Raw genomic sequence first — 19,773 nt, forward strand, 5'->3', positions numbered from 1 at the left:
TCATAACGCACCTACCACCTTTTCCCACAAATAAACCTTCTTCGCATAATATTCCAGATGGTTGCTGAGGGGGATACTATCATGCTCTGCATCTTCGATTGTGCAAGTAAGAATATTAATACCGTGCTCAATATTATGATTTATGAGCTTAAGAGTATAACTTTGTTCATTTGTGATTAAATAGATTATAGGCGAGGAAGTTAAGAGCTTAACTTCCTCGCTGTTCATACGGTCAGTTACTTTCAATTTAATAGTAGGTGCATTTGAATGACTCTCTATGAACGCCACTGTGGTATTTACTTTCCTATAGGTATCCACCTTTGTGTAAAATAACGCATAGGTAATGATAGCTGCTATCATCACAACAAGTGATATTGAGCACACAGGATATTTAACACTGACATTAAAAAATATGTGCTTCCATTTCCGTGACGCTTTTCTGCCATTCATCTTCATCATGATTCCGCCTTAAAAGCTGTATAAAAAATCTGCTGAATTCATATCATTACGGTTCAAAATAGATTTAGCATAAATATTCAGACGACGCGCGTCTTTGGCATTAGTTAAATCCAGCTCTCCGCTGAAATTCCCAGTGAAATACAAATGGAGATTTTCTTTACTAATCTGATGAGGATTTAATTCTTTGATCTTCTTTTCAATCTCCTCCTCACTAAACCGTTCAAAGCTAATAGATCTTTTAGACCACTTTGCTTCTCTAAATTTCTCATGGTGTTGGAGAGTGAGCCGTTGTCCGTTAATATATATAATTGAAAATCCTTTCCTTAATGCGAAATTCATTGCCTCTTCAATAGTATTTATGATTGGCTCCCCTTTATCATTCAGTGATGTGTTGCACAGGATGGGAATCCCTACTTTCTCATCAAATGAACTAATTAATTTATATAATAAGGGATTCTCCTCCTCGGTTATTGTCTGCACTCTCGCACTATCGTCAAGATGGGCAGCTACAGGAATCATATTTCTTTTTTCATCTTTAATAGCGAAGGTATGTAACATATAGGGAGACGAATATGCTTCCTCAAACCAGTCACTTACCTTGTCATTTAGACATATAGGCGCGACTGGACGCCACCACTCTCTTTGTTTTACTTCATTTAACAAATCTTTAGTCTCCTGCTTACGGGGATCTGCAATCAGGCTTCGATTTCCAAGAGCACGAGGGCCAATTTCTGCTGCACCGTTGAACCAAATAATTGGACCGTTAATTACATCATTAGCTGCAATATGGGGTTCAAAAACCGATGTTTCCTTAATATATTCTTGATACTTTTTATAAAATTCATTACCTATCGCTGATTTATCTCCATGGAATGCATGCTTTAAGCTAAAATTAACTATATTCATATTTCTATAAAATGCATATAGAGCCATCCCCAAAGAGATTCCTGTATCACTAACGCATGGTGGAGCAAGAAAGCCTTTAAATTTGTATTTACTCATTAAATAAGAATTTGTAGGACAATTAAGAGCATATCCACCAGAAATTGCCAGGTATGTTTCTTCGGTCACCAGGTTATATTTTGCAATTGTCTCTTCTATAGTAGTTTCCATAATTTCAATTGAAATTTTTTGTATTTCTTTAACGCACATACTTATTTTGTTCTCTTCTTCAGTGAATTTATTATCGAATTCGTTAAAGATAATTCCTTCATCGTCTTTAGTAAGTGAAAATACAAAATCGACCAATTCCTTTAAATAATCACGTGACTCACTGAAAGCTTTGATATTAAATAATGTCATATTTGTTTTAAAAGACGTCGTATTCTCTCTTAACAACTCACTTTTGCTTGCTGATCCAAGTGCCATCAAAGAGCCTTCGCGCATTTTAAAAACCCGCTTAGCATTACTCCAAATCGTACCTGGGGATTGAATCGGGAAAGTGGATACTTTACCGTTGATCGAGCAGCAACCGGAATAAAAGTTTTTATCACTTACACTTTTATCTACTTCTTTATCAGGAGAAGTATCCACTGCTAATCCTATAATGTTATTCTTATAGAAAATTTCACTATCCATCATGATAGCTGACCACAGGTGACATATGCTATGATAAGACAGTTCTGGATAATCTGATAAACTATGATAACTGTCTGATGTTTCTAATCCAGGTGTGCCCCAAACTTCATTAATATCAGAGAGATTTAATTGGTATTCACTCAGAAGTTGATTAATAACTTCGTGGGCATGTTCCACATCATAGAAACATCTTCCATGCTGCTTTAAACCTGTAAGCCGTTCTAACTCCCAATAATGAATAAGAGTTATATCATTTCCATTTTTCTTCCAAAGAGACATATTCTGATCATGCCTGCCTCTTATTTTCATAAGATGTGCCAAAGAATCAATATGCAAGTATGTAGATAAATAGAAACCGTCTCTCATTTAATTACTCTCCCTTAAAGAAATGATTTTCCAATCTGTGGCTGTTCAAAATTATGAAACTGGTTAACACTCGCCCCAACATCTGATAAAGTTGATCTAACTCCTAATTTTTTGTCTATTTCTCTGTGACTCAGAACAATTAAAGGAACATATTCCCTTGTATGATTCGGATGGCCAATTAAAGGATCATTTCCATGATCCGCTGTTATGATCAGTAAATCATCATTATCAAGTTTTCCTAAGACATTTGGTAAATAGTGTTCAACCCAGTCTAAAACTTCTGCACATTTTTGTACATCTTGCGAGTGGCCGGCCAAATCCAGCTCTTGGACATTGACAAATATTAAACCTGTCTTTTGTAGCTCCATTTGTTGAATTAGCAGTTCCATCACTGAAGCAGTATTCACTTCAGGAAGACATGTTGCTTTCTCACGCGCAAATAACGTTGCTGTTTTCCCGATTAAAGAAACCTCTGCATCCCGCGCCAGAAAGATATCGATGATATTATTTTTAACTTTTTTATCAAAACCAAGATGTGAAACCAGATAGCTTTCGTTGTAAACGCGTGTCTTGGGAATATTCACACCGCTATAAACCCTACCACTGACCGGGTCAACTCTTTGATCTATACTTTCTATAATGGTCTGTAACGTCAGTGGAGAGCCCCCCATGGCAATGATTCTGGAACTGTCAACAGTCTCTCTGAGCCACGTTCCGATTTCCAGTATTTTTTTATACGTTGTAGATTCAAGTGATCCAAAAACATTTAAATTTAGTCCTGGATCGCACTCTACATTGTTAGAGATTACAATAGAATCATCAATCAACAACAAATTCTTATGCCATACAGTCTTATATTTTTTATTAAGCTCCTTTGAGAGTTCAGCATAAATATCTTCCAAAAAAATTTTCTTCGGATCGGTAATGATTCCTATCATTTCCTGATGACCTAAGTAGCTATCAGCTCCTGCATGTGCTAATCCGATCTTCCCGATTCCAATATGAAGCCCTGGCTGAATGACATCACTATTTTTGTTGGCATCAAAAAGATTCAAGTGATTTAGTAGTGATCCTTCCATATCATAATTGCTCCGAATGCTTTTCAAAGTATGAGCGCCTACATCTTGTATTCTTGATAGTTTCACGTCTTCCATTTCTCCGACACCAAGTCCATCAATCACAAGTATGATTGATCTCGTCATTTGACTACCTCTTTCCTTCATATGAGCTAAGTGAATATCTTTTTTTGATCACCGTTAAACATTCGTTCATTTCCGTTAAAATGATTGAATAGTTGGAGTGCACTCTGAGGCATGAACTCATCCCAATTGGATACACCCTCATAGATTTTGTTTTTAATATCAGTTGTATGGATTGTGAGTTCCGGTTCAATCTCAAAAACCTTACGCTGCAAAATTTCAGAAAAACACTCGTTTCGGATTAAATCAAATACACTCTCTTCATTTGTAGTGGGTTTTGGGAAAAGGAGATCGTAATTTGTTTCCGGGAATAATTTATTGAATTTCACCGATGCATATTCTGGTCGTTCAATAGCAACGACATCAACATGTTTATCAATTTTGTACTCGCTTATTGTGGCTTTCCACATTTTTATTCTTTCCTCAACAGAAAAAATACACTTTTCAGGCACCCAATTCTCTTCACAAAGCTTATAAAACATTTGTTTATTAAGAAAAACTCTATTCGATATGTTTGGCTTTGTATCATTGTTTAGAATTCCGATAGTTACGTGATTCCACTTATTTAAAATCGTTTGAATTGTATTCAGATGAGCGTAAGAAATCAGCATATACCTTCCAAATGTAACCGCTTTATTATGCACTCATTTTCATCCATTCGTTCATATGACTTTATTAATGAAGACTTGATCTTTATAGGAATTACTTTCTTGAAATGGATAGTCATACACAAAATCAATGGAAAATGCTTGTATATCTTTTCCTATTGTCTCATTACAGTGCCAGAGAAATTTTTCTTTAAACCCTTCGATAGAATTACCATTGATATCTAGGTAAACGGACAGGTGAAATGGTTCATCCTGAATGATCTTTATACGTTTAAGTTCATGGTATTTATTGTGGAAGTATAACCCTCTTAATACTTTCCGGAATACAACGTTACCATAATATTTTGTATTGACTAATTTCTCATGTTTCCTTCCCTCTTCTAAAACGATATAAGGTGTCTTTATGCCACATGTGCAGTTATTGTAGATTTTTGCTCGATCACCCAAATAGTATTTTATAAAAGGCATCGTTTTGTTAACAAGATTAGTAACGACGACATCACCCACTATTCCCTCTTCTTTGATAATTTTACCTTCATCATCAATTACATCTACGATCAAATAATCTGAATTTAAATGTAAATGCCCTGCTTCCTTACATTCATATCCGATATTCCAAAATTCCCGGCATCCATAATTGTTGATGATTTTGGTCTGGAACAAAGCTTCAATCGTTTCCAATTCTTCGGGAAGCAAATGCTGGCTTGTATTCTCAATAAACTTGAGGTTTAATCCAGACAAATCCATAGGTTTATTAATCAATAAATAGTTGGATAATCTTTTTAATAAATATGCTGTTATAAACATCCATTCGGGTTTAGTTTCTAGCATATATTTAACAACATGTTGTAAATTTTCATCATTTTTTCTAAAATCGATTGATTTCAAATATGGATCCAACTGATGTATTAATAGAAAGCCGTTTTTCAGAGAAACATCTTCGTAAACTCTCTTACGACATTTTAGTAGATATGATGCTTCTATCATACGTTCTCTCATCGTCTTAACAACAGCAAACGGTTTTCCTGTTGTGCCCGTAGTGGTTTCAATAAACCACTTTTCGTTTTGAGAACTATAAACCTTATCATGATTCTGACTTAAGTTATCTACATTAAGAAGTTCCCTTTCTAGTTCATCATGACTTTTAAAATTTGAAACGAAAGAGGAAGGGAGATACTGATGAATATTTGACATAATATTCTGCTTAGTGATAGGTTCAATAAAATCATATACATCCATAATATTTTCATGTGAAAATTCACTCATACTTTTAAATGTTTTATTGAAGTATTTATTATTTTCACGGAGATTTGTTAAAAGTGTTAATAGTTTATTCCTTTGATTTTCAGTGTAAAGTATTATATCCACCTCATTTTATTCTAGAATCAATATTAAAAATTCTGCCACTAACACCTTTACAGTGATCAGATAGTAAAAAAACAAGAAAATTCATAAGGTCATCCAATGCATTATCCTGCTTAATAACACTAAGAGAATTTGCTGCTGTCTGTTTTTCCTCATTGTGTCTGTTTAAATCTGTAACAATAAAGCCAGGACACACCGCATTTACGCTAATTTTAAAATGTCCCAACTCTTTAGCGAGCGCTTTCGTAAAACCGATAACCCCCGCCTTTGAAGCACTGTAATTCGTTTGACCTTCACAACCAATTTGCCCTTTCATAGACGCTATATTAATGATTTTCCCTGATTCATTTTTGATCATATCTTTCGAAAATATCTTGCTGCAAAGAAATACGCTATTCAAGTTGACATCCATTATATCTTTCCATTGATCCTCGCTCATCATATTAATACGGTTATCACTGCATAATCCCGCATTATTTAATAGAACATCCACTCGTCCAAACGTTTTGATAGTCTCTTGATACAAGTGTTCTACTTCTTTTACTTTCGTCACATCAGCTTTGACTGCAATACAGTTTTTATTGATTTTTTTGATTTCTTGTAGTAAAGATTCCGCTTGCTCATAGCTGCTCTTATAATTAATAATGACATTAGCACCTTCGCGTGCAAACCGATAAGCCGCTTCACGCCCTATACCTCTGGAACTGCCAGTGATAACAACTGTTTTATTTACTAAGTCGATAATCATGTCTCTCCAACCTTCTTTTATAATCAGAATCTCTTTAATTTTCCAGTCAACGTTTGTTCAAACTCAGAAACTACATAGAATTTTTTAGGAACTTTTACTGTTGATAAAAGCTTCTGGCAATGCTCTTTGAGGAGACTAATATTTTCTTGTTCATTTTCCTGATTTTTAAATTTAATTTTGGCTACCGGCAACTCACCAAATAAATCATCAGCTTCGCCAAATACAATTACTTTTTCCGTATTCGAGAAATTCATGATTATCTCTTCAATTTCTTCAGGGTAAATATTAATTCCGGAACTAATAATAATATTTTTCTTTCTACCAACCAGGTAAATAAAACCTTCATCATCATATTTTCCCAAATCACCCGTGTGGAGCCATCCGTTAACAACCGTTCTACTTGTTTCTTCTTTTCTTTTATAATACCCCTTCATTACGTTAGGTCCTCTTACGATTAACTCTCCAATACCTTCTTTTGAATCTTCAGTATGAGTAATATTTATTAGACTAAGTTCTACATTGGGAATAGGTTTGCCGACTGATCCTAACTTAACAAGAGATTCAGGCGGTAATAAACAAGTAATTCTGGGAGAAGCTTCTGTCTGTCCATATGTATGTACAAAACCAATTGATGGATATCTTTCAATCAATATTTTCAATTGATCAAATGGCATAATCCCACCACCAAAGCAGATATAACGAAGGGATGCATATTGATTTTCAGCTACAGAGCGCGACTCCAACAAGAGTAATAAGCAGGAGGGGACAGTTGTAAAATTAGTAATACGCTCGCGTTCAACCATTCTCCAAAAATAATTTGGTGTAAATATTTTATCCATAATTACAATAGAAGCACCCAGATAAATATGGGTTAATAGTTGAGCAGTATTGCAATAACCAAAAAACATGGGAAGCTGTATTAACACCTTATCAGCCGAAGTTAATTCCAATGAACAAATATTGGATTTTATATTTGCAATTAAATTTTCATGGGTCAACATGACTCTTTTAGGATTACTAGTTGTTCCTGATGTGTGCAACATAATTGCCACATCAAACAAATCCTCATTCCAGTTTGGCTCTCTTGTGATATGCAGAGAGTTGTAATCATCATTCGGTTCAATAATTTCTTGTGTTTCACCATTAATAATCAATATCGGCCTCGATACCTTCGATATAACTTCTATTATGATTGGAATATGCTTCGAGTCTGTAATAATGATATCAACATCACAATAATCAACTGTTGCCACGATCTCTGGAGCTTTTGCTTCATTTGAAATGGGAACAATCACTTTATCAGCCATCGTAATAGCGAAATAAGAATATACGTATTGATAACTATTCGGAAGAAATAACGCAATATTACCGGAACTAGGGCTTATAATACGCGAAAGAAAAGAACTCAATGTTTTAGCACGATCGTATAAATCCTTATACGAATATGAATGATTATTAATAATAACAGCTGTATTGTTATTATCCTGTTGTCTTTCTAATAACTTTTTAATATGCAAATGATTCCCCTCCAGCTAATTTGCTCTGTACTTCTTAACAAGACTGCTGATTTTACTTATACTCTCAAAGTTCTCAAACAAAAGATCTTCATCATCAATTACGATGTCAAATACTTCTTCCAACCAAACAATAAGCTGCACAGTTTTCAATGAATCTAACCCTTGATTCATAAGATCACATTCAATAGAAATTTCATTTTTATTCTGGAGAATATCCAATATGCCCTCAGTAATTTTCCTAATAGTTTCGTCTTCGATCAACAATGTATTTTACCTCCAAATAGTCTAATATAATATAAATACCACTATCATATGTTCTAATCAATTATTTATGTAAAATGTACCACTATTTAATATTTACATATACTTTCCAATACATTTCTCTAATAAAGCTAAACAACTGGTAATTTCATAATACATAGTAAAAAGAGCTTTCAGGCAACCTGAAGCTCATCAATAGTTGAATAATTTAGCAGCAATGAGACATATTAGCTCTATCGCTATTATTTAGTCAAAATAGATTCCTGTATTCTGTTGGAGTTGTATAAAAATATCTTTTAAAGATTGAACAAAACTGACTTGTACTTACGTATCCTACCCTTCTTGCAATTTCATATATTGTAAGGTTGCTTTGATTCAATAAGATTTGAGCATTATATACACGTAATTTGTTAAGATGATATATAGGTGGAATGTTAAAAACTTTTGAATAAGAGTTACTCAAATAAGTGGTAGAACAATTCACTAGTTGACTTAAAGTTTGTAATGATATGTCTTTATCATTGTAATTTAATCGAATAAACCGGTTAATTTTAATTAAACGAGAGTCAATTTTCCCAGCTTTTTTCTGTATTGATTTTTCATTAGTCGCCAACAAGTCAGTTCTAGTAATTTCCTCTACAAAAGTCGATAATAATCTTCCGGAATTTTCATCCTGTATTTTTAAATTCATAATAGATTCATAAACACTAGCATATTGAGGGCACTCTAAATAACACACGTTACCTTTTTCTCCATTTTTTATCGTATCTATTATAAAGCCCTCAAGAATTACTGAAAAAGGATTATTGTTTTTAAATTTTAGTCCGCCAAAATAGGCTAACGATATTAGCTTATTTTTTTCTAAAAAACATTTATATTTGGAGGAAGTTAATTCAAGCTCTCCTGAACAGCGTATAATCATCATTTCTGTATTATGCAACGTCACTTCTATGAACGCCTCAGGAAAAATGTCTTCTCCATGTTTAATAGCAATAACTTTTGTCATCTCGTATACTCCTTATCGCAATAATTAACGATATACACCTCTTTTGTTATTCTGAAAATCTCTTAACATATCATTGTTTTGTTTATTAAACAAGGTTGGAATATCTTTAATTGCAAAGAACTTTAAATCTTTAGTTTCTTCATCTTCAATTGAAGCAAATCCACCCGTAATATTACAGACAAAAGCGATAAGAATGGTTTGGGCTCTGTCTCCGCTGGGATATTTATCAAAGTATTTAGTATATACTCCTTGCAAATAATTCAATTCGACTATATACCCTGTTTCTTCCAGAACCTCACGTTTAGCTGCTTCCTCTGCCGATTCGCCTAACTCGAACGCTCCACCAGGAAATCCCCATTTATCATTGTCATTTCTTCTTTGCAAAAGAATTTGGCCATCTTCATTCTCAATAATAGCTGCAGCAAAATTCAAAAAAATTTCTTCATTACCTATTTTCGATCTAATCCATTTAATGTAATCAGGCATTTTATTTCCTCCGATACCGACTAAATATTTGAAATCAATTTTTCAAGCAGCTCTCTTTCTGAATTCATTATTTCTACAAGTCCACTTTCAATTTTGGTTAGGTCATCGAGTTTTCGAGAAACTTCATATCTCAAAGCAAGATTTCTGATGATTAATGACTTTTTTTCTAACTTTTTGTATTTATCGATCAGATCACCAGATTCCGTTAAACATGATATTTCATGTAAATATTCTAAGCGCATAACCATTAATTTTTTATGTTCCCACAGCAAATGAAATACTCGAATATCAAGTTTCGGCGTATCCTTTTTATGATGTGTTATCGTAGAAATTAGATGATGATAGACGTTTAATCCGTAAATATTCAAAACTTTTGGATTTATTAAATCAAATGATCTCTTTGAATATAAATATCGTTGTAAACTATCTATTAAATACTCCCTGTTAAATGCATGTGAATCAAAATCAATAATACTATTTTTCTTAATTAAGTTTACTTTATTAATAAATTCATATTCACTTTCAACATTCTGAAATGCAGCCTCAGCTTCTTCAAAAGTACATTGTGTAGTTTTATATGCCCCGCCTTGTAAATTATCAGAGATATAAATGATATTTTTTTCAGTATCATAACCGTAAATAAGCGTTTCATGAAAACGGTTGTTATTTTGATATTCACTAAAACTAGGGATAAAAAATCGGTCCAAGTGGCACCAAATATACAAATTTTCATCAATAGAATATGTAATAAATTCCTTAAATGAAGTCCATCTATTAATTAATTCCCTGTTAATAGAAGTCTTAGTGACATAAGGGCATGTTTCAAAAAGTAAATCATGATTATCAAAAAAGTAAACATTCCAGTCAATAACATATCTTAGCTGTATAAAATTCGAATAAATCCATGGTTCCAAATTTTTTTCATCAGAAATAATTGAAAATAAGGTTCCATATATATTTGATGTTGTCAATAACGGTTTACTTACCTTTAATACTTTTGCACCCAAATGCTAACCTCCTATTCAAATATGTTGATTGTTTTAACTCTGCTGAACTTGAAGCAAAGTCTTCACTGCCTTTCAAGAGCTTTAACGAGCTGCTGTATAGTTTCGTACTCCTCAATCATAATTTCGTTATTAATTGATATAATTCTATGAAGCAAGCCTTCTTTCTTAGTAAACCAATATTTCATCAGGATTTTTGTTTGTAAGTCGCTTTTCTTTTCGATTACTTTAAATTGTTCATAGATTTGATTGCCGTCAGCAATTATTTTCTTTGACATAAGATACTCAAGTCTCTTCAGCATAAGCACCTTGTGTTTATGTATTGCATGGGCTCCTCGCAAATCAATCAGCGAATTGTCATCAATTAAAGTTAAGTAATACTCATTTAAACGCTCATACACCCGGATTCCAAAGGCTATCCCTTCAACCGGCTCATTTAATAGACTTTTTGGACGTGATACATCTTTGGCTTCCAGATAATTAGTTAAAGCGTTAATAACATACTTTTTATCGAATTGATATTTGGCGTTAGCATTAAAGCTCATTAGTTTAATATCATCATGATCAGGTTTATTTTTAGAAATGTATTGCTCAAAGGCCTCCTGAACCTGCTCCATTTTGACCATTTCGGTGGAGTACATGCCTGACCTAAAATTATCGGATACATAAAACATTTTATTTTCCATGCTGTATCCATACACAAAGATATCGTGTACTCGATTGTTTTTTAGATAGCTATCACTGACATCTAAATAAAAATGATCAATATCAAATCTTATGTAGTAACCCAGATCAATTGAATCCCTTAAAAACTCCGCAAAATCTCTTTTCCATTTTATTGTAATGAATTCGCGGCTTAATTTCTGATCGTGTATCCATGGACAAAACCAGTTAAACGTATCGTACTTTACCAAAGCATAATTTTTATATACCAATTGAATAAAATTACTATATAACCAATCCTCTGTTTGATTATATGATTGAACGATTGAAAGAATGTGGCCTACTTTGGAATAAGAGTCCAGTGTCGGGTGTATTACTGGTAATATTTTTGTATTCATTTATAAAACCTCATTTGATTTTTCAATTAGTTCTACAATTAGCATAGAGCGTAAAATTAAAAAGCATATATTTCTTCCCTCAAAAGCGATAGCGGGGACGGGAGGGGATAGTAAATGCGCTCCTTTAGAGCAAAGATAATCTATAGTTTTGTATATATCCGTACATTCAAAACACTGGTGATACATCTTATGTCCCCGTGCAATAATTTCAGTTACCGGTGAGTCGGTACTGGTTGGTTCGATAATTTCTATCCTTACATGATTTTGCTTCATAAAGAGACAGTTTATTTTTTGGATAGGGTCAAAAAACAGATTGCTTTCCTGTTCAAATCCCAGCAATAATAGAGAATCTTTGTCCATTTCTAATGATCGAGTGGCTAATCCTATATGGTGTAATTGAAGATTAATCATCAAGTACCTGTTTTTTCTGAGACCAACAGAACCAATTGCTCTTCCGTTTGAATTTGAGTGATTTCTTCTATTGTAAATCGAATTTTGTACTCATCCTCGATCATAAAAATCAACTGCATATGGTTCAATGAATCCCATTCCATCCGTTCTTCACGGACAATATCCTTCAGCGCTGTTGCCTCAATTCCTAAAACACTAACCATAATCTCACGTACTCTATTTTTCATCTCTACCATAATAATTCACCTCAGCTGGATGTCTTAATACTAAAGGTTCTAGTACGCTCAAAAGCTCTTTTGTATTTTTGTACTTTTTGCTTCCGCTAATATTTTCAAGCCATTTAATAGCAGGTTGATTACGTGGGCCATTCTGGTATTGAAAGCATACGTTATCAATCCTCCGTTTATGTAATTCTTTAATAAAATGATATAAAACAACGTTTTCTATTTCCCGTCCTACGGCTCTGCAACTAATTAGAAACTCGATAAGTGTTGCTGTATTTTTTTGCAATGAAGCTGCAAGAGTACCGATAATACCACTATCTGTTAAACAATCCTTTAATCCGATAGTGAACACAATATGATCATCAGCTGAGAAAAGCTTCTCCACCGCAGCTATCTCAAATCTTCTTAGCGTCAGATTGAATTGATTCGTTTTGTTGCTTAATTCATAGAATCTTTTACTGTGGATTACCTTGTTCTCGTAAATATCAATGCTCATGTTCAGATTTTTCAAATATTCGTTGAGATTAACTGAAGTTTCTTCCATTATCTTACGTACTTGATTGGCCTTTATATCCTCCGAACGTTTTACTCCCAGTTCGTCTTTTTGTATGCTATATATTCCAGGATAATTGATGAGACGTTTCTTGGTTTCCAATCCATCAGAATCAGCCAGTAAGACATGAATTCCAGGTAGCTTATCTTTTACTTTCATCAACTCGACTGGATTATCATCCACGAACAGAATAGCTGTATGATCTACATTAACTGATGTCGCAATTTGAAGAATATTTTTACTTTTGTCTTCCCAATTTGCTAAAACCACTGAAAAATCATCTATTCTTATAGGGAAATCTTCTCTCTCTCTAAATAGAGCGTTTACATCAGCCTCGTCATTCCGCGAACAGACCGCAAGAATTAAGCCGTTGTTTTTAAGTTTAATCAGAAGGCGTTGAAGTGTTTCATGACCATTGGAGAGCGTGAGTTTGTTAGTCCCTTCTTCACCCAATGTCCCTTTATACAGAGTATCATCTAGATCCAAGACCAGTACCTTGATCTTACTCGCCAACAAGGCGGGAAACAGATTAAGTCCAAGATACTTTGCCAATAGCCTCGTACCGTAAGAATTAAGCGGAAAACTGGTCATCTTATCATTTCTTAAATCATAAAGGTTTTTTTCTTTGGATACAGACTGTAGACTTAAATCAACAAGAAAGACTCCAAACATACTCTGAAGAGTTTCCTGCAATAAAAAATTGCTTTCTCTGGTCCAAAGCAGTTCTTCTGATAATCCGCCAATATATATTTCTTCATCTAAATTCTCAAACCAGTTGTTAATTAAAATTGGTTTTTCAGTACAGGCTTGAACTGCAATAATCCGGGATCTAAGCCAAGTTATAAAGGATTTGGGCTGCATTTTATAATACATCCTAAAATCAAGCCAAATTAGAACAACATCAACCTCCGGCTCGATTTCAAAAACACCCAGCGAAGGATCATAGTCAGAATAAAGATAATTGAAGGAAGCATTCCACGAATTCAGATAGTACTGCATAGACTTTGCAATAAATTCAAAGGGAAAATTCCTTAAAATCTTGATAGTGTACGTAGATGACCACTCAGTTGAGGACCGCAATAGCAGTTGATTAATATTACTTGTTTCATGAGAATCAAATTTTACATTTGAACTTTCGTATTCCCTGAACAATTCCTCAGCTCCTTTGTATTAAAGAGTTCAAGCTCTACCTGAAGAATGTTCTCAAAATTTGACGCATAGGATTTATCTAATAACCAGTTGCCTCGTAATATATTGTTTAAGAGTGCGTATCTGGTCAACTCAAACTCTTCTATGCTCTTTTTCAATAGAGGCAGACCTTTTTTTTCTATACCACCTCCGGCCATATAATCATATAGCATTTTTCTTCTTCTAATTATTCTGTCTAAACCAACCAATAACTTGTTCTCATCCGGCCGGCTATAATCCAGGTTTAAAAACAATCTTTCTTCATTGCACATACTGATCAATTTTTGTAAAGCCCGCTGATTATAATAATAATTAGACCCTTCTATGTAATCTTCTCGGCTGTCCTGTTCATCATACCTACTGAAGACGTTAATAGGAGCAACTTTGGCAGTTTCAAGATGTTCCTGATTAATTTTTACAGAGAAGCATTCCACAAAATAATTAAACGGAATTAAAATATCGCTTTTTTTTATTATTCCCACTTCCGAATTTGAAGCTAATGTGATGTGACGTTCTAAAGACAAATTTTGCGGATTTTCAACATAGTAGAGATTCTCTTTATCATGCCAAATAATTAATAAGAAATGACCCGGGTTATAGCTCTCATCAATGACATAATCAGGATCAAATCTTTTTAGAAAAGGCAGTTTGTTTTCTGCAGTGCGGAGCATCAGATAGAAGTTATCATTTAATAGATTCTCAATTTGTAACATTGATTCATTAGCGTCATTTACCAGGTGAAAGTGCCTTTCAAGAACTAAAGCTTCTGCAAAATCATTTTTATTGGGAGTTAACCTCATATTTCTATAGCTGGGATCGATCTTCAAACAAAATGATAAGTCACCGATAAAAATTTTTTGATACTTGGAAATATTTTCAATTCTATTCGACATTATAAAATATAAAGCGCGTTCATAACAATCGTTAAGATTCTGTACAAATGGATCAGGAACACCTGCCTTATTTAGAAAATAGTTACTATCCAATGCATGTTTGGGCAAAAGACATCCTTCTTTCCTTTAAATAAAATTTACTTTTAAATCTATGCATCTGTAAATATGTTTCAGATTCTGTTGATTACTTTAAAACATTCCATCATTAATTTCAATTAGAAATTTTAGTATATTATTGAAATTAAGTAAAAATGATACCAACCACCTAATTTATGATTTGATATCTCAGATAATGATTATTATCTAATTTAATGACACTGCACACTGAAGTATTTCAGGATTCTTAAGCTCAATATTTAGTTGATCTCTTCACATGAACTAGCCATCGTAAGAATTGTAAGTCATTAAATAAGCTCTCTTTTCCTTTTTCGAGACATACTTTGCTTGATGCCACTTAAGTCATGGGGGCTTCATAATTAGGAAATGCTATTTTTTCTGTGCATAAATTATAACTTCGCACGATTCATCATTGATAGTTTTTTTGTCAAAACCCTCACATTCAAGTTCGATTATAAATCCGGCATCAGATAACCAACCGTGGATTTGCTCAAGCGTGGCGAAATGTTTTACGCAATCAATGTCTTGTGATATCTTCCCATCATTAGCAAAGGTTAACTCGAACCTTCGACTAAAGCTATTAAGACTTGTCTCAGCATTGAACGAACCGGGTAATAATATCATTTTTCCGTAATTGCCATCGTTGTCCGTACCTTCCCATACAACCCTACTTCCATTGTCTTTATGCGACTGTGATTGCCCCGGCTTGGTTATGTTATAGCCTCCCGGACTATATGCAATATAAACATATCCACCTGGAACAAGCGAAGAAGCCGCCTTTTTAATAAACAACTCCTGTGCTTTTTTATAATCCATGTCAGAAACTATGTTGTATAAAATATTATCGGCAAGCACAACTACATTAAAGCCAGAACCCCAATCGTCATGCACCGCATCAGCTTTGTGCCATTCGATTTTTTCAAGTCCTGCGGCTTTTGCTGAAACTTTATCTAACATAAATGTGTCTGCATCTATACCGATAACGGTGTGTCCCGCCTTAGCAAGCGGTATAAGTATGCGTCCACTACCACAGCAGACTTCTAAAACTCGTTTAGGTTCATTTCCAATGACCGATAACAGAAAATCCACATCTTCTGTTTCGGTAACTTTTTGGTCGTATATATCAGCGACCCATTTAGAAATAATCGGTTTTTCGTCAAACAAGGCGATTTCCTCCGTTTTTTGGGGAGTATTAAAGTATAGTCGCCCTCCCATTTATATTTAATGGTGTTCGAGCAAGTCAACAATTATACGTGTCCAGCAGCATGGAGCGGGGGTAAAGGGAGGGGTGCTTCAATAAGCGATTGGACGTTCCCCTGGCGCATTAACAACCAAAATTTATGCGGTTGTTGATGCCTTGGGTAATCTCTTCGCTTTGAGTTTATTGGCGGCCAATGCCACGACTTGGTAACCGGTTACGAGATGCTTTGCCAGATGGAGTTAACAGGGTTTCATATCATTTGAAAGAGGTCTTAAATAAAGAGTCTTTTTAGTATCGCTGACTCTTTTGCACGGATTCGGTTATTGCCGTAGATGATTCGGTCAACAATTTTATGGTCTTTAGTGACTAAATATTTTAATGCCAAGTATAGTTGAATATGGGTCTGAATAACGACTTCAATGTAGTCATCGTACTTCCTTTCTTTATGAACATGGCCGTTGTCCTTCATGAAATTCAATCGGTCCAGCATGCACTTTTTGTGACTACACAATAAATGGAAATCACGTATATCCAAATCATCACGTTCGCTAAATCTAATAATTTTATTATTCCAAAAAGAGTAAACGTCAGAGGTTTTAAGGTCGCAATTTAAACGGTAATTCATGTAGCTGCGCATGGACTTCAATACAAACTCCAGGTCAAAATTATAATCCATTTCAGTTACGCTTATTTTGTTAATTCCAAGATAAGAACTAGGCTTAAATCGGGCATACGCCCGTGAGATTTCTAGAAAAGTGCACTCAGTTGTTTGGTAGTCTCCTCCTCCGAAATTATCGGCAATATAAATGACCATTTTAGAGAAATTATAGCCAAAGATCATTGTTTCGTGAAAAAAAGGGGCCGTTGTCCTTTTAGCATTAGATATTTGCGATTGGTCTAGTGTAAGATTTAAATAGCAACCAGCATCGATACAATCGATTACAAAATGAACAAAGCTGTTCCATTTCAGTTGAATTTGCTCTCTTGTTAATTTCTCAATGCAGAGCCATGGGCATGAATCAAATAATGTTGGATGTTCGGCAAAAAAAATGGTGTCCTCTTCAATTTTCAAGTCAACAAAGTTGTTATGAAACCAGTTCATGGCGTCCTTGCAGCCCCCAATCATTGAAGAAATATTAGCATAAGGCGGATAAGTCGTAATATAGGGCGCCGATATTCTCAACTTCTTGTCCATATCTAATTCTCACTACCTTTTTGGCGATCCAGTTGGTTTTTCATTGTGCGTGTGGACCAGCCCCACGCACAATATTCACACTTTTAGGCATCGCGCTTTATATGTCGATCCGAAACACACCTTAGCACTTTTTGGTGGTTTCTGAGCCTTACCCTTACGGGTGGGATAAGACTAAATCTCTTTCGACTGCCCACTCCAAAACACTTGGCACTGATTTTTCAATTCGTTCTATCTGACTCTCATGAAACTGAGATTTCAATACAGTAATTACATCATTAACCGTTTTTTGTTCAGACAGTAAAGATAAGATCTGATATGCATGTTTATTGCCTTTGCCTACAAAACCTGTTTCCATGTCAACAATCATTAAATCTCCTTCATTTAACTCCATCTTCACTGAATCTTTTAATTTATACGTTGTCATTAGTAACCCTCGCTTTTTAGCCCTGACTAATGCAAGCAGCATTCTATTAAGTCATACCCTGAGCAAGACCTGCATTAGTCTGGGATATTTAATTAATGGTCATTAACAATGGCAAGACAACAATGTGAACGCAAAGGAATCATCAGATACTAATTCCCCTAAGACAGGCTCAAAAATATCCTCTTGCGGCTCCATTAATTGTTTAGTCATTTCAGTATTATTATTTTCCATATCTATTCACCACCTTGTATTGTTTAAATTTCACTGTGATTAGCAATGGCAGGATAGCAGGGTAAATGCAAAGGAATCATCAGATACTAGTTCTCCTAAGACAGGCTCAAAAATATCTTCCTGTTCAGTTTTGTTAATTGCGAGTTCCATAAGCTCCGATTTGTTGTTTTCCATTTTTTCTCACCTCCTTTCACACCACTTTTTCTTTGGATTCCGTTATTAACATTCTGAAATATTTATTAATCTCATCATATTTATTACTTTCTTTTACAACTTTGATTAGCGCATGTAACAACCTTTGGTATCCGGAGTCCATAGCAGTTGCCAAATCAAGTCCATAATCCATTACATTCTGGCTTAAATCCAACAGTTTGGCTGACCATAGAACAGATCCTGCTTCGTAAGCTGAAATTAAGGGTGTTTTACTTACGGTAATAAACTTCACAAAATAAACATAAGCATCATATTTGAGATAGACACAGACCACGGCCATTAACCATAAAGCTCTCTCATGTTCGTATTGAGTGAGCAGTCTTTTCAGCACCAAGTAACAATCCACATAATTAGACTTGTAAAAGAACTTATAGGCAGAAGCCAGCTCCTCCAGGTAATGATCAGGCAGATCATTTTGAGAGTACTTAATACCGGCAAAATCAACATGTTCGCCAGCGTCGATTTTATAGCCCAGACACCCGCCCTGGCATATTTGTTGAGTATGATAGCTGCAAGTTTTACAGCTTTCTTTCGTATATCTTTCCCAGCGAATTTTATTCTCCAAATGTTCTAGGCTCAGCCAAGCATGCCATATGTTCTTATACTTTCTAAGACCCGTATCCCTGATAGGTACAGAGCAAAAGCATGAGGAAAGTTTAGCGTTTGTCGTTATATCGACTCCTGTCCGGCATGCACCGAATTTGAGATCGTCATGAATATACTTTTGTACAAATCTCTTATCCTCCTCAGAAAGAGTGCACAGTGGAAATGGGCAATCCAAATGCGGCGTTGAAATTCCTTTTCGCTCTAGCTTCATAATGGTTTGTTTAATTAAAGCGAATATTTGATTGATTCCGGAGAATTTAATGAAGTCGTTAGTATTACTGGGTGCTGGCCGGGTCATATCAATTCGGACTTCTTTTATACCGTGCTTAACGGACAAATCAATAATAAAATCCGTGTCCATGGAGCTATCGTATACATTGATGCCAAGAGCGACTTTGCCGGTTCCTTTTAAAGAAATAAAGCTAGCGATATTTTGGTTAAACAATGTCCATTCTTCCGCAGAATAGGTTGACGGCTCATTGCAGTTAATCAATACATGTTCCACTACCCCGTCCAATGACTGTATAACGTCAGGCGGAACTAGCGCATTTGTAAAAAGCATAACCTGTATGCCATATTGTTTGTGTAATGCTATAACCTCATCGATACGGGAGTGCAGTAACGGCTCTCCACCTTGCCAGCCGACCATAGGAATTCCATCCTCAGTCAGCCTGTTTAGAATGTAAGTCAGATTGTCAATAGAGATTTCCCGGTCGGATGTTTCCTCAGAGAGAAAGTCCTGTGCAAAACAATAATTACACTGTCTGTTACAAAAAGAAGTCATTCTGATCCTTGGTCTTAATGGTTCCCTGATCCCTTTCAAGTAATTGACGCTATCAGCGTTCATCGAATCCCCCCC

Annotated in this window: 21 protein-coding genes and 1 pseudogene; 1 reads left to right on the plus strand and 21 read right to left on the minus strand. The window is 34.8% G+C overall.

The genetic code is table 11. From position 1 onward, the window contains the following. The 17 genes from BN3772_RS09530 to BN3772_RS09610 all read right to left on the minus strand — a co-directional run bounded on the left by BN3772_RS09530 (window position 1) and on the right by BN3772_RS09610 (window position 16,208). Window positions 1-459, minus strand: coding sequence for a hypothetical protein (locus BN3772_RS09530; protein WP_157643572.1), 459 nt, complete (start codon window positions 457-459; stop codon window positions 1-3). A 9-nt stretch (window positions 460-468) separates the two neighbouring features. Then, a complete protein-coding gene (locus BN3772_RS09535; RefSeq protein WP_042199088.1) occupies window positions 469-2,403 on the minus strand; it encodes a carbamoyltransferase C-terminal domain-containing protein in 1,935 nt (644 codons plus the stop codon). Between the two features lie 14 nt (window positions 2,404-2,417). After that, window positions 2,418-3,605: a phosphopentomutase gene (locus BN3772_RS09540; RefSeq protein ID WP_042199089.1), complete on the minus strand. Its 1,188-nt coding sequence runs from the start codon at window positions 3,603-3,605 to the stop codon at window positions 2,418-2,420. A gap of 26 nt (window positions 3,606-3,631) precedes the next feature. Then, entirely contained in the window at window positions 3,632-4,246 is a 615-nt protein-coding gene (locus tag BN3772_RS09545; protein WP_052380443.1) for a hypothetical protein, read from the minus strand. Between the two features lie 18 nt (window positions 4,247-4,264). After that, window positions 4,265-5,578, minus strand: coding sequence for a phenylacetate--CoA ligase family protein (locus tag BN3772_RS09550; RefSeq protein ID WP_042199090.1), 1,314 nt, complete (start codon window positions 5,576-5,578; stop codon window positions 4,265-4,267). A gap of 1 nt (window position 5,579) precedes the next feature. Next, window positions 5,580-6,323, minus strand: a complete 744-nt coding sequence (locus tag BN3772_RS09555) for a 3-oxoacyl-ACP reductase family protein (RefSeq protein WP_042199091.1) — start codon at window positions 6,321-6,323, stop codon at window positions 5,580-5,582. Between the two features lie 23 nt (window positions 6,324-6,346). Beyond that, window positions 6,347-7,840, minus strand: coding sequence for a class I adenylate-forming enzyme family protein (locus BN3772_RS09560; protein WP_042199092.1), 1,494 nt, complete (start codon window positions 7,838-7,840; stop codon window positions 6,347-6,349). 15 nt (window positions 7,841-7,855) lie between these two features. Next, a complete protein-coding gene (locus BN3772_RS09565) occupies window positions 7,856-8,104 on the minus strand; it encodes a phosphopantetheine-binding protein (RefSeq protein WP_052380444.1) in 249 nt (82 codons plus the stop codon). 247 nt (window positions 8,105-8,351) lie between these two features. Continuing rightward, window positions 8,352-9,107: a helix-turn-helix transcriptional regulator gene (locus BN3772_RS09570; RefSeq protein ID WP_042199093.1), complete on the minus strand. Its 756-nt coding sequence runs from the start codon at window positions 9,105-9,107 to the stop codon at window positions 8,352-8,354. A 24-nt stretch (window positions 9,108-9,131) separates the two neighbouring features. After that, on the minus strand, window positions 9,132-9,593 hold the full coding sequence (locus tag BN3772_RS09575; protein ID WP_042199094.1) for an NUDIX hydrolase: 462 nt from the start codon (window positions 9,591-9,593) through the stop codon (window positions 9,132-9,134). 20 nt (window positions 9,594-9,613) lie between these two features. Beyond that, window positions 9,614-10,600 carry a cysteine peptidase family C39 domain-containing protein gene (locus tag BN3772_RS09580; protein WP_042199095.1) on the minus strand — a complete coding sequence of 329 codons (987 nt, stop codon included), beginning with the start codon at window positions 10,598-10,600 and terminating at the stop codon, window positions 9,614-9,616. A gap of 62 nt (window positions 10,601-10,662) precedes the next feature. After that, window positions 10,663-11,658 (minus strand): hypothetical protein, encoded by a 996-nt coding sequence (locus BN3772_RS09585; protein WP_042199096.1) that lies wholly within the window; start codon window positions 11,656-11,658, stop codon window positions 10,663-10,665. Beyond that, window positions 11,659-12,069 carry a VOC family protein gene (locus tag BN3772_RS09590; protein ID WP_042199097.1) on the minus strand — a complete coding sequence of 137 codons (411 nt, stop codon included), beginning with the start codon at window positions 12,067-12,069 and terminating at the stop codon, window positions 11,659-11,661. Further along, a complete protein-coding gene (locus BN3772_RS09595; RefSeq protein ID WP_052380445.1) occupies window positions 12,069-12,305 on the minus strand; it encodes an acyl carrier protein in 237 nt (78 codons plus the stop codon). Before BN3772_RS09595 ends, BN3772_RS09590 begins: the two co-directional genes overlap by 1 nt. After that, window positions 12,286-13,998 (minus strand): HAD-IIIC family phosphatase, encoded by a 1,713-nt coding sequence (locus BN3772_RS09600; protein WP_052380446.1) that lies wholly within the window; start codon window positions 13,996-13,998, stop codon window positions 12,286-12,288. Before BN3772_RS09600 ends, BN3772_RS09595 begins: the two co-directional genes overlap by 20 nt. Then, on the minus strand, window positions 13,968-15,035 hold the full coding sequence (locus BN3772_RS09605; RefSeq protein ID WP_042199098.1) for a hypothetical protein: 1,068 nt from the start codon (window positions 15,033-15,035) through the stop codon (window positions 13,968-13,970). The genes BN3772_RS09600 and BN3772_RS09605 overlap by 31 nt, the downstream gene beginning before the upstream one ends. Window positions 15,036-15,413: 378 nt before the next feature. Next, window positions 15,414-16,208 (minus strand): class I SAM-dependent methyltransferase, encoded by a 795-nt coding sequence (locus tag BN3772_RS09610; RefSeq protein WP_042199099.1) that lies wholly within the window; start codon window positions 16,206-16,208, stop codon window positions 15,414-15,416. A gap of 136 nt (window positions 16,209-16,344) precedes the next feature. Here BN3772_RS09610 and BN3772_RS31225 point away from each other — a divergent pair. Further along, window positions 16,345-16,446, plus strand: a pseudogene (locus BN3772_RS31225) (IS5/IS1182 family transposase); the annotation flags it as partial. A 70-nt stretch (window positions 16,447-16,516) separates the two neighbouring features. Here BN3772_RS31225 and BN3772_RS09615 read toward each other — a convergent pair. The 4 genes from BN3772_RS09615 to BN3772_RS09625 form a co-directional block, all read right to left on the minus strand. After that, window positions 16,517-17,440, minus strand: a complete 924-nt coding sequence (locus tag BN3772_RS09615; RefSeq protein ID WP_042199100.1) for a hypothetical protein — start codon at window positions 17,438-17,440, stop codon at window positions 16,517-16,519. 154 nt (window positions 17,441-17,594) lie between these two features. Further along, window positions 17,595-17,864, minus strand: coding sequence for a PqqD family peptide modification chaperone (locus tag BN3772_RS09620; protein WP_157643573.1), 270 nt, complete (start codon window positions 17,862-17,864; stop codon window positions 17,595-17,597). A 270-nt stretch (window positions 17,865-18,134) separates the two neighbouring features. Then, window positions 18,135-18,269 (minus strand): hypothetical protein, encoded by a 135-nt coding sequence (locus BN3772_RS31500; RefSeq protein WP_280114382.1) that lies wholly within the window; start codon window positions 18,267-18,269, stop codon window positions 18,135-18,137. Window positions 18,270-18,285: 16 nt separating this feature from the next. Next, window positions 18,286-19,761 (minus strand): radical SAM protein, encoded by a 1,476-nt coding sequence (locus BN3772_RS09625; RefSeq protein WP_042199102.1) that lies wholly within the window; start codon window positions 19,759-19,761, stop codon window positions 18,286-18,288. Window positions 19,762-19,773 lie beyond the last annotated feature (12 nt).

Source organism: Paenibacillus camerounensis (assembly GCF_000723885.1).
GTDB classification, from domain to species: Bacteria; Bacillota; Bacilli; order Paenibacillales; family Paenibacillaceae; genus Paenibacillus_AQ; species Paenibacillus_AQ camerounensis.